Here is a 9,710-nt window from a genome sequence, read left to right as displayed (position 1 = left end):
GGTGGCCGACATGCAGAAGAACATTCGACTTAGGCGAGTAGCCGAGGCTACGAACCCCGGTGGAGGCATGGACTGACCCCTCCACACGGGGTCTCTGGCCGCTACGCACCCACGCATCCATGGGTCGGTCCACCACACTTCTTCTCACCGGGATCATTCCCGGACCTCACCGAAGGACCACTCTGAATGTTCACCACCCGCACGCACAAGAACACTTCCACCACGATGACGTATAGCGGGAAGCGTCCCTCCGCCAAGGCGGACGCGACCACCCGCACGTTCACCGAGGACCCCTTCCGCGCGCGCTTCGGCCACCGCCTGCCCCGCGGCCTGCGCCAGGAGGCGCGCGGCATGGACTGGCGCACGTTCATGACCACCTACTCGCCGACCAGCGGCTCGCTGGCCATCCGCGAGTTCACCGCCACCAAGGGCCTGGCGGGCCGCTCCACGTACCGTGCGACCGTCACCACCAACCGCGGCACCGACGCCGAGCGCACCGACTTCCGCGAGGTCACCGCGATGGGCCCCGTGTCCGCCGTGACCAACCTGATGGCGGACTCCGGCTACCGCGTCGAGATCCTCGAGTTCCACCAGTTCGAGATCTTCGAGGCGACCGCGACGTTCCTGTACGCGACGCACAACAACAGCTCCGTCTGGGCGATGGGCTTCGGCACCACCCCGGAGGCGGCGACCATGACCGCGATGACGTGCGCGGCCAACCGCCTGCACGGGTGATCCGCGGCGCATCCCGGATTTCCCCGCCCCACCAAGGGCCCCCATGATCACCCTCGGCGTTCGCCGAGGGTGATCGCTGTTGCGGACATGTACTCCTTTTCAGCATTATTGGTGGGGTGACCGTCCTCCTGTGCCTCCTCATCGCCACCGCGACGCTGGCACCTTGGACGATTCGCCGGCTGGGCAGGCGCGGATTCACGCTCCTCGCCCTTCCTCTCGCGGCTGGTGCCGCGTGGACCGGCTCTCATCTGGTGCGCCATGCGCTGGGCGAATCCGGCACCGCGCACCCGATCCCCGTCGAGCAGATCCAGTGGATGCCCGCCGTCCACCTGGACATCGTGCTTCGGCTGGGACCGCTGGAATCGCTGTTCGGCACTCTGGTGCTGACGGTCGGCGTTCTCGTCCTGGTGTACTGCGCCGGCTACTTCCATGACCCGCCGCCCGGCCAACGCCGCCGCCTGGGCTCGTTCGCCGCCCAGATGGTGCTGTTCGCGGCCGCCATGTACGGCTTGGTCGTGGCCGACAACATGCTGCTCATGTACGTGTTCTGGGAGATCACGTCCGTGCTGTCGTTCCTGTTGGTCGGCTATTACGCCGAGCGCGCGTCGTCGCGCAGGTCCGCGGGGCAGGCGCTGCTGGTGACCACGTTCGGCGGCCTGGTGATGCTCGTGGGCATCATCCTCATGGGCCACACCACCGGGCATTGGGAGTTCTCCGCGCTGACGGCGCCGGGTGCGCTGACGTACGAGCAGCTGCACGCCCCGGCGATCGCCACGGCCGTGGTGCTGCTGGTCCTCGGCGCGCTGACCAAGTCGGCGATCGCCCCGTTCCACTTCTGGCTGCCCGGCGCGATGGCGGCGCCGACGCCGGTGTCGGCGTTCCTGCATTCCGCGGCGATGGTGAAGGCCGGCGTCTTCCTGGTCGCCCGCCTGTCCCCGACGTTCGGCGCCACCACCACGTGGCACCTGGCGATCATCCCGCTGGGCCTGGTGACCATGGTGATGGCGGGCTGGATGGCGCTGCGGCAGAAGGACCTGAAGCTGGTGCTGGCGTACGGCACGGTGTCGCAGCTGGGCTTCATCATCACGGTGACGTCGATCGGCACGCGCGCGGCGATGCTCGCGGCGCTGGCGCTGACGCTGGGCCACGCGATGTTCAAGGCGACGCTGTTCATGATCGTCGGCGCGATCGACCACACCACCGGCACCCGCGACGTGCGGCAGTTGTCGGGGCTCGGCGCGCGCCGCCCGCAGATGCTCATCATCGCGGGCCTGGCGGCGGCGTCGATGGCGGGCGTGCCGCCGTTGTTCGGGTTCGTGGCCAAGGAGGCCGCGCTCGATTCGGTGCTGCAGGCGGATCCGCTGCGCGGCATGCCGGGCGTGTTCACGGCGATCGGTCTGGTCGTCGGGTCGATCCTCACCGTCGCGTACTCGCTGTATCTGATGCATGCGGCGTTCGGCACGAAGCCGTCGACGCACGCGTCGGGCGGCGGGATTTCGGCGCCGGTGGAGGAGATGCAGAAGCCGAGCCCGCTGATGCTGGCCCCGGCCTGGTTGCTGGCGGTGGCGGGCCTGGTCACCGGCCTGTTTCCCGCGCTTTACGACGCCGTGATCCGCCCGTACCTCTCCGAGGCCTTCCCGACCTCGGCCGACGATTCGTACCTGGCGCTGTGGCACGGATTCAACGTGCCGCTGCTGCTCACGGGCGTCATCCTGCTGACGGGCGCGATCATGCATTGGCAGCGCACGCTGGTCCGCGAGCTGCAGTTCGCAAGGCCGGCGCTGGGCGACGCCGATACCGCGTACGACTGGATCCTCGACATGGCCCGCCGCCTGTCGCTGCGGGTCACCGCCGCGACGCAGCGTGGTTCGCTGCCGTTGACTGAGGCGACGATTTTGGGCGTGTTCATCCTGCTTCCGATCGCCGCGCTGATCCTCGGCGATCGCGACGATCTCCGCATGGAGCTGTGGGGCACGGCCCCGCAGGGCGCGGCGGCGCTGCTCATCATCATCGCGGCGCTGGCGGCGACGCGGATGCGCAACCGCCTGTCCGGCGTGATCATGGTGGGCGTGACGGGCTACGGCCTGGCGCTGGTCTTCGCGCTGTACGGGGCGCCGGACCTGGCCCTGACGCAGCTGCTGGTGGAGACCATCACCATGGTGGTGTTCGTCCTGGTGCTGCGCACCCTGCCGGCGAAGACGCCGGATCAGACGGAGGGGCTGGACCGCGCCCGGGCCTGGCTGGCCGTCGCGGTCGGCGCGACCGCGGCGATCATCGGCGCCTTCGCCATGGCCGCGCGATCGTCCGACCCGATCTCCGAGGCGATCCCGCGGATCGCGCTGGACGAGGGCCACGGCGCCAACGCCGTCAACGTGCTGCTCGTGGACATCCGCGCGTGGGACACCTTCGGCGAGATCTCCGTCCTGGTCATCGTGGCCGTGGGCATCGCGTCGCTGGTGTTCCGCACGCACACGGTGCACAACCTGCCGCGCGTCACCACGCGCCGCACCCGCCGCGAGCGCAATCCGCGCTGGCTGACCACGTCGGGCTCGAAGGTCGACGCCGGCCGCCGCCCGCTGATGGTGCTGGTGTCCACGCGCTTCCTGTTCCCGTCGATGATGGCGCTGTCGCTGTACCTGTTCTTCGCCGGCCACAACGCCCCCGGCGGCGGTTTCGCTGGCGGTCTGGTCGCGTCGTTGGCCATCACGCTGCGCTATCTGGCGGGCGGCCGCTACGAACTGGCGGAGACCATCCCGTGGTCCACCGACAAGATCCTCGGCTCCGGCCTCGCGTTCGCATCGCTCGCCGTGTTCTGGCCGATGATCATCGGCTGGCCGCCCCTGGCCAGCGCGGTCGTCGACCTGGAGCTGCCGCTGATCGGCGAATTGCACCTGGTGTCGCCGCTGCTGTTCGACCTCGGCGTGTACCTCATCGTCATCGGCACGGTCACGTACATCCTGCGCAGCCTCGGCGGCCGCATCGACGTGGAGACAGATCGCCGCGCCGAGCGCGCGCGTTCCCGCCGCGTCACCCTGACCAAGCTGGGGCGCACGCGCCAATTCCGATACAAGTCCGGGAAGGAGGCCGCGAAGTGATCATCAACTTCGTGCTGCTGGCGACGGTGGCCGTGCTCATCGCCACGGGCGTGTACCTGTTCCTGGACCGCTCCCTGACCAAGATGCTCATGGGCGCCCTGCTGATGGGCAACGGCATCAACCTGCTCATCCTCATCGGCGGCGACGGTCCCGGCGCCCCGCCGATCTGGGGCCGCGATTCCATCCCCTACGCCGAGGACGCGGATCCGCTGCCGCAGGCGTTCATCCTGACGGCGATCGTCATCACCATGGGCGTCGCGGCGTTCCTGCTGGCGCTGGCCTACCGCCAGCACCGGTACCGCGTGGGCGACCACGTCCAGGACGACCGCGAGGACCAGTTCGTGGCCATGCGCCGCCCGGACGATCCGTCCGCGGCGCCCGACCATGACCGCTCCGACGATCCGATGACGGGCCGCCCGACGGAAGCCGGCGACCAGTTCGGCCCGGAGAGCTTCGAGAAGCCCGTCGAGGAGGACGTGTCCGGTGACGACTGAGCAACTGATTCTCTTCCTCATCCCCATGCCGGTGCTCATCCCGGCGGTGACGGCGGGGCTGGCGCTGCTGTTCTCGCGGCGGCCGCGCCTGCAGCAGCTGCTGAGCATGGCCGCGCTGCTCCTGCTGCTGATCCTGTCGGTGTGGCTGGTGTACCTGGTGCAGGACAACGGCATCCACACGGTCCAGGTGGGCGGCTGGAATTCGCCGATCGGCATCACGCTCGTCGCCGACGGCTTGTCGACGATCATGATCGCCGTCTCCCAACTCGTGCTCTTCGCCGTCCACTGGTTCGGCATCGGGCAGGGCATCCGCGACGGCGACGACGACGACCCGATCTCCGTGTTCGTGCCGACGTACATGCTGCTGAACATGGGCGTGTCCATGGCCTTCCTGGCCGGCGACCTGTTCAACATGTACGTGGGTTTCGAGGTGCTGCTGCTGGCCTCCTACGTGCTGCTGACGCTGGGCGCCTCGGCGTCGCGCATCCGCGCGGGCGTGAGCTACGTGATGGTCAACCTGCTGTCGTCGATGGTGTTCCTCATGGCCATCGGCTTCGTCTACGCCTCGGTGGGCACCGTCAACTTCGCGCACGTGTCCATCCGCATGGAGGAGCTGCCGTCGGGCACCCGCACCGCGATCTTTGCCGTGCTGCTCGTCGCGTTCTCCGTGAAGGCGGCCGTGTTCCCGCTGTCGTCGTGGCTGCCGGACTCCTACCCCACCGCCCCGTCGATGGTCACCGCCGTGTTCGCGGGCCTGCTGACGAAGGTCGGCGTGTACGCCATCATCCGCTCGCGGTCGGTGATGTTCCCCGACGGCGCGCTGGACGAAGTGCTCATGTGGGCCGGCCTGGCCACCATGATCATGGGCATCCTCGGCGCCATGGCCCAGAACGACATCAAGCGATTGCTGTCGTTCACCCTGGTGTCGCACATCGGCTACATGATCTTCGGCATCGCCCTGGGCAACGAACTCGGGCTGTCCGGCGCGATCTTCTACATGGTCCACCACATTCTTGTGCAGACCGCGCTGTTCCTGGTGGTCGGACTGATCGAGCGCCAGGCCGGATCCTCGTCGCTGCGCAGACTGGGCGGGCTGGCCAAGGCCTCTCCTCTGCTGGCGCTGCTGTACCTGGTGCCCGCCCTGAACCTGGGCGGCATCCCGCCGTTCTCCGGCTTCCTGGGCAAGATCATGCTCATCGAGGCCGGCGCGCAGTCCGGCACGCTCACCGCGTGGGTGCTCGTCGGCGGTTCGGTGCTCACCTCGCTGCTGACCCTGTACACCATGGTCATCGTGTGGTCGAAGGCCTTCTGGCGCGACCGCTCGGACGCCCCCGAGGGCGACACCGCCCTGGCGCGCGTCTCCCCGCTGCGGGAGGACACCCGGGTGGTTTCGCTCGAGGAGCGCGAGGACGTCGGCCGCATGCCCTTCGGCATGGTCGCCCCGACGGTGTTCCTCGTCGCCGCGTCCGTCGCCGTCACGGTGCTGGCGGGCCCGCTGTCCATCGTCTCCGACCGCGCCGCCGCGAACGTCTCCGACGTCGACGGTTACCGGTCGGCGGTGCTCGGCGTCCGCGACCACGATGATCAGGAGGGGCTGCCCGACCCGGGCCGCACGCTCAACCCCGCCGACGACCCCAGCGCCGGCGGCGATTCCATCGAACGGGAGGAGGAACGATGAGCCCGGACAAGAACCACGCGGGCGTCGCAAAGCCCGACAAGCGCGAGGAACGCCGCAAAGGTCGGCCGTCGTTCATCCTGTTCCTGTGGATCGTGGTGATGTGGCAGCTGCTGTGGGGCGAGATCACGTGGGCGAACATCGCCGGCGGCATCGGCGTGGCGCTGCTGATCTCCATCTTCGTGCCCATGCCGCGCGTGCCGGTCAGCGACATCGACGTCCACTGGCCGTCGATGATCAAACTGTTCGCCACGTTCTTCGTCGACTTCGTCGTCGCGTCGTTCACCGTCGCGTGGCTGGCCGTCCGCCGCCAGGACCCGCCGCCCAGCGCCGTGGTCGAGATCCCCATGCGCACCCGCGACGACCTGTCGCTCGCGTCGGCGATCGCCCTGATCAACCTGCAGCCCGGCGGCCTGGTCATCGACATCGACAACCGCCGCAAGTCCGTCACCATGCACCTGCTCGACGGGTCGTCGACGGGGCGCATCGACAAGACGATCGCCCAGCTGGGGCGGCTGGAGCGGCAGGTGGTCAAGGCCTTCGAGAACAGGGAGCTTGACGACGAGCCCGCCGCCGCATCCCTCGGCCACGACCACGCCGGCGTCCAGACCGGGGTCGACGCCCCGCCGCCGGCGACGGATCGGTCCAATGCGGATGCGCGGGCCGTCGGCAAGCGGGAAGCCGGCCCCGAAACCCGGCCCGAAAAGCGGAAGGAGGACTGATGGATCCGCAGATCTACACCACGCTGCTGGGCGTCGCCGCGGGCATCTACTTCATCGCGGCGTTGACCGCGCTGGGGCGGCTGCTCGCCGGCCCGAACTCCATGGACCGGCTGGTGTCCCTGGAATCGATGATCGCGATGTCGCAGGGCATGCTCGCCGTCTACATCGCCTGGTCCATGGACACCTCCGTGGCGTACGCGATGCTGGTCATCGCGCTGCTCGGTTTCATCTCCTCGCTGTCGGTGGCGCGATTCCGCGTGCCCGACAAGCGGCCCAAGGCCACCGTCCGCGCCAGTTCGCGCGAGGCGTCCCGGGAAGCGTCGCGCGACGCCGCCCAGCAGGCCGCACGCGAGGCGGATCTCAAGCACGTCGATGAAGAGGAGGACCACTTCTGATGCTCATCGTGGACATCATCTCCATCACCCTCATCCTCGGCGGCGGGTTCTTCTGCCTGGCCACCGCGGTCGGCCTGGCGCGGTTCCGCGACACCATCGGCCGCATGCACGCGTCGACGAAACCGCAGACGCTCGGCCTGTCCATGACGCTGCTGGGCACCGTGCTGCACATCTTCGCCAACGGCGGCGGGGGCGTCACCGTCAACGGCGACTTGGGCATGATGGTGCTCATCGTGCTGTTCGCCCTGATGACGTCGCCGATCATCGGCAACCGCCTCGGCCACGTGTCGCAGAAGGAGGGCCTCATCGACCGGGACCGGCTGTCCCGCGACGACGAGACCGAGCCGCGGATTTAGCGGGGTGGGCGGGGCTGTTCGGCGGCGTTGGTCGGCTCCAGTGCCGGTCGGCGGCGGCGCAGATGGCGGCGCTGTTCGACGGCGCTGGTCCGCCAAACCCCGACATCACCCGCCCCTTAGCCAAACCACGGGATCCAAAACTCGGGATCACCATTGATCCCGTGGTGTGGAGGGCCGATGCAGGCTCATCCCGTGGTTTGGATCCCGTGATTTAGGAGTCTGCGACTTCGACCCCTTGGGTTGGGCCGCCCGGCTCCGACCAATTCGGCGCCGTCGGGCGGCGGCACCGGGGTTTCGTGCCGTAGAGATGCCAACGCGGCGTCGATAAATGCGTTTCCGCAGGTGGCGAAAACCGGTGGCACCCATATGACACGAAACCGGCAGGGGCCCCGCGCCGGCAGAGCCCCGCGTCTGCCCGGCCCCGCCCAGCTACGCCTCCAGCGGCGTGCCGGCCTCCATCTCGCGCACGGCGAGATCGACGGCCGCGGCCCACGGGCTGTGCCCGAGCTTCGCCTCGACGGCCAACACGTCCTCTTCTTCGGCGAGCGACGGCAGCGCCCCCGCCCGTCCGGCCGCGCGCCGCTGCCGCTCATATCCGGCGCCGCCGCGGATGATGTCGCGCACGCCGCCCAATTCCTCTGTGCACCCCAGCTTTTCGGCGATCGGGGCAAGCCGCGCGAGCAGGTCCTCGAGGTCGTCCTTCACCCACCGCTCGTTGGTGTCGCGGTCGACGATGATCAGCGCGTCCATGCCGTACCGGCTCGCGCGCCACTTGTTTTCGTCGTTGTGCCAGTACTGCATGGTGGGGAGTTCGGCCCCTCGGTCGAGCATGTCGTCGTAAAGCACGACCAAGCAGTGCGTGAGGGCGACGATTGCCGCGAGTTCCCGGGTGTTCGACACGGCGTCGGCGACGCGGACCTCGATGGTGCCGTACTTCGAAGCGGGGCGGATGTCGATGTGCATGGAGCCGGTGTGGTTGATCACGCCGGATTTCCACTGGTCGGACATGTAGTCCTGCCACGATTCCCAGTCGCGGACGTCCGGCGGCAGTCCGGCGGTGGGCAGCTGGCGGTACAGCAGGGTGCGGTTGGAGGCGTAGCCGGTGTCTTCGCCGTTCCAGGCGGGCGACGACGCCGACAGCGCGAGCATGTGCGGCAGGTTGACCAGCAGCGCGTTGATGATCGGCCACACGCGCTCGGCGGACCGCACGCCGACGTGGACGTGGATGCCCCAGATGATCATCTGGCGGCCCCACCACTGGGTGCGGTTGATGATCTCCGAGTAGGACGTCTTCTCGCTGACTCGCTGCCCGGTGCCGCGGGAGAAGGGGTGCGATCCGGAGGACCACACGTCGACACCGAGTTCGCGGGCGGCGTCGCGGACCATGCCGAGCTGTTCGCCGAGGTCTTCCATGGCGTCGGGGACGGTGTCGCAGACGCCGGTGACCAGTTCGACGGTGTTGGCCAGGAATTCGCGTTGGATGCGGTGGCCGGGGTGGTCGCGGGCGATGATGTCGAGCGCTTCGGCGGCGCACGGCACCAGTTCGCGGGTGTCGCGGTCGACGAATGCGACCTCCCACTCGACGCCCAGCGTGTGTCGGGGTGAGCCGGCGAATTCTTCGGTCATTCGCCCATTTCACCACATGCGCATGGTTGCCGGGTGAAATGACCCGGGTGGGCGGGGTGCGGTTGCTTGACGACGTCCCGGCGCGGCGCGCGTTCCGCCGTGCTACGAGGAGGAGGTCGTGGAGCTCTTCGCGGTGGACGTGGCCGAGGTGGTGGCCGAGGTCGTCGCGGAGGTCGACGAGGTGGTCGGTTCGGTCCAGTCGACGCTCTTGCCGCAGGACAGGACGGTGTCGTCGGAGTCGGCGAGGACGACGGTGGAGAAGGAGCCGACCTCGGTTTCCACGGGGGTGCCCCACACCTTGGCGGCGCCGTCGGCGGCGTGGATCTCGCCGATGACGCCGAGGCCGTCGTCGGTGGTTTCGCCGACGCCCGGGCAGCCGGAGGAGCCGCGGGCGATGACGCGGTACTTGCCGTCGTCGAGGGCGGTGAAGGTGACCTCGTCGTCGGCGAGGCCGAGCCAGCCGTCGGCGGAGAGGACCTTGACGTGGCCCAGGATGTGGGAGCGACCGTCGTCCGTGAGTCGGACGAAGTTGTAGGAGCCTTCGCGTTCGTCCAGCTCGGGGGCGTCGGGGTCGACGCTGACGGCGGCCGACGAGGTCGGGGCCTCCCCGCC

At 68.9% G+C, this 9,710-nt stretch carries 9 protein-coding genes; 7 read left to right on the top strand and 2 right to left on the bottom strand.

Annotated features, from left to right (window positions below; all coding sequences use genetic code 11):
- The first annotated feature begins 186 nt into the window (after positions 1 to 186).
- The 7 genes from GX015_RS10045 (at position 187) to GX015_RS10015 (ending at position 7,472) form a co-directional block, all read left to right on the top strand.
- Positions 187 to 735: an acetyl-CoA acetyltransferase gene (locus GX015_RS10045; protein WP_291344847.1), complete on the top strand. Its 549-nt coding sequence runs from the start codon at positions 187 to 189 to the stop codon at positions 733 to 735.
- Between the two features lie 116 nt (positions 736 to 851).
- Positions 852 to 3,830 carry a Na+/H+ antiporter subunit A gene (locus GX015_RS10040; RefSeq protein ID WP_291344845.1) on the top strand — a complete coding sequence of 993 codons (2,979 nt, stop codon included), beginning with the start codon at positions 852 to 854 and terminating at the stop codon, positions 3,828 to 3,830.
- On the top strand, positions 3,827 to 4,324 hold the full coding sequence (locus tag GX015_RS10035; protein WP_291344843.1) for a Na(+)/H(+) antiporter subunit C: 498 nt from the start codon (positions 3,827 to 3,829) through the stop codon (positions 4,322 to 4,324). Before GX015_RS10040 ends, GX015_RS10035 begins: the two co-directional genes overlap by 4 nt.
- Positions 4,314 to 6,002 (top strand): Na+/H+ antiporter subunit D, encoded by a 1,689-nt coding sequence (locus tag GX015_RS10030; protein WP_291344841.1) that lies wholly within the window; start codon positions 4,314 to 4,316, stop codon positions 6,000 to 6,002. The genes GX015_RS10035 and GX015_RS10030 overlap by 11 nt, the downstream gene beginning before the upstream one ends.
- A complete protein-coding gene (locus GX015_RS10025; RefSeq protein WP_291344839.1) occupies positions 5,999 to 6,721 on the top strand; it encodes a Na+/H+ antiporter subunit E in 723 nt (240 codons plus the stop codon). The genes GX015_RS10030 and GX015_RS10025 overlap by 4 nt, the downstream gene beginning before the upstream one ends.
- Entirely contained in the window at positions 6,721 to 7,116 is a 396-nt protein-coding gene (locus tag GX015_RS10020; protein ID WP_366926275.1) for a monovalent cation/H+ antiporter complex subunit F, read from the top strand. The genes GX015_RS10025 and GX015_RS10020 overlap by 1 nt, the downstream gene beginning before the upstream one ends.
- Positions 7,116 to 7,472, top strand: coding sequence for a monovalent cation/H(+) antiporter subunit G (locus tag GX015_RS10015; RefSeq protein WP_291344837.1), 357 nt, complete (start codon positions 7,116 to 7,118; stop codon positions 7,470 to 7,472). Before GX015_RS10020 ends, GX015_RS10015 begins: the two co-directional genes overlap by 1 nt.
- A 429-nt stretch (positions 7,473 to 7,901) precedes the next feature.
- Here the strand turns inward: GX015_RS10015 and GX015_RS10010 are convergent, their stop codons facing one another.
- Together GX015_RS10010 and GX015_RS10005 are read right to left on the bottom strand one after the other, a co-directional pair.
- Complete coding sequence (locus tag GX015_RS10010) at positions 7,902 to 9,098, bottom strand: glutamate--cysteine ligase (RefSeq protein WP_291344835.1); 1,197 nt, start codon at positions 9,096 to 9,098, stop codon at positions 7,902 to 7,904.
- 102 nt (positions 9,099 to 9,200) lie between these two features.
- Positions 9,201 to 9,710 (bottom strand): hypothetical protein (locus tag GX015_RS10005; protein ID WP_291344833.1); only part of this gene is annotated, 510 nt, incomplete at its 5' end.

Source organism: Corynebacterium sp. (assembly GCF_012837295.1).
Lineage (GTDB): Bacteria > Actinomycetota > Actinomycetes > Mycobacteriales > Mycobacteriaceae > Corynebacterium.
Note: the sequence above shows the minus strand (reverse complement) of the source record. Positions and strands in the feature narration are given on the sequence as shown.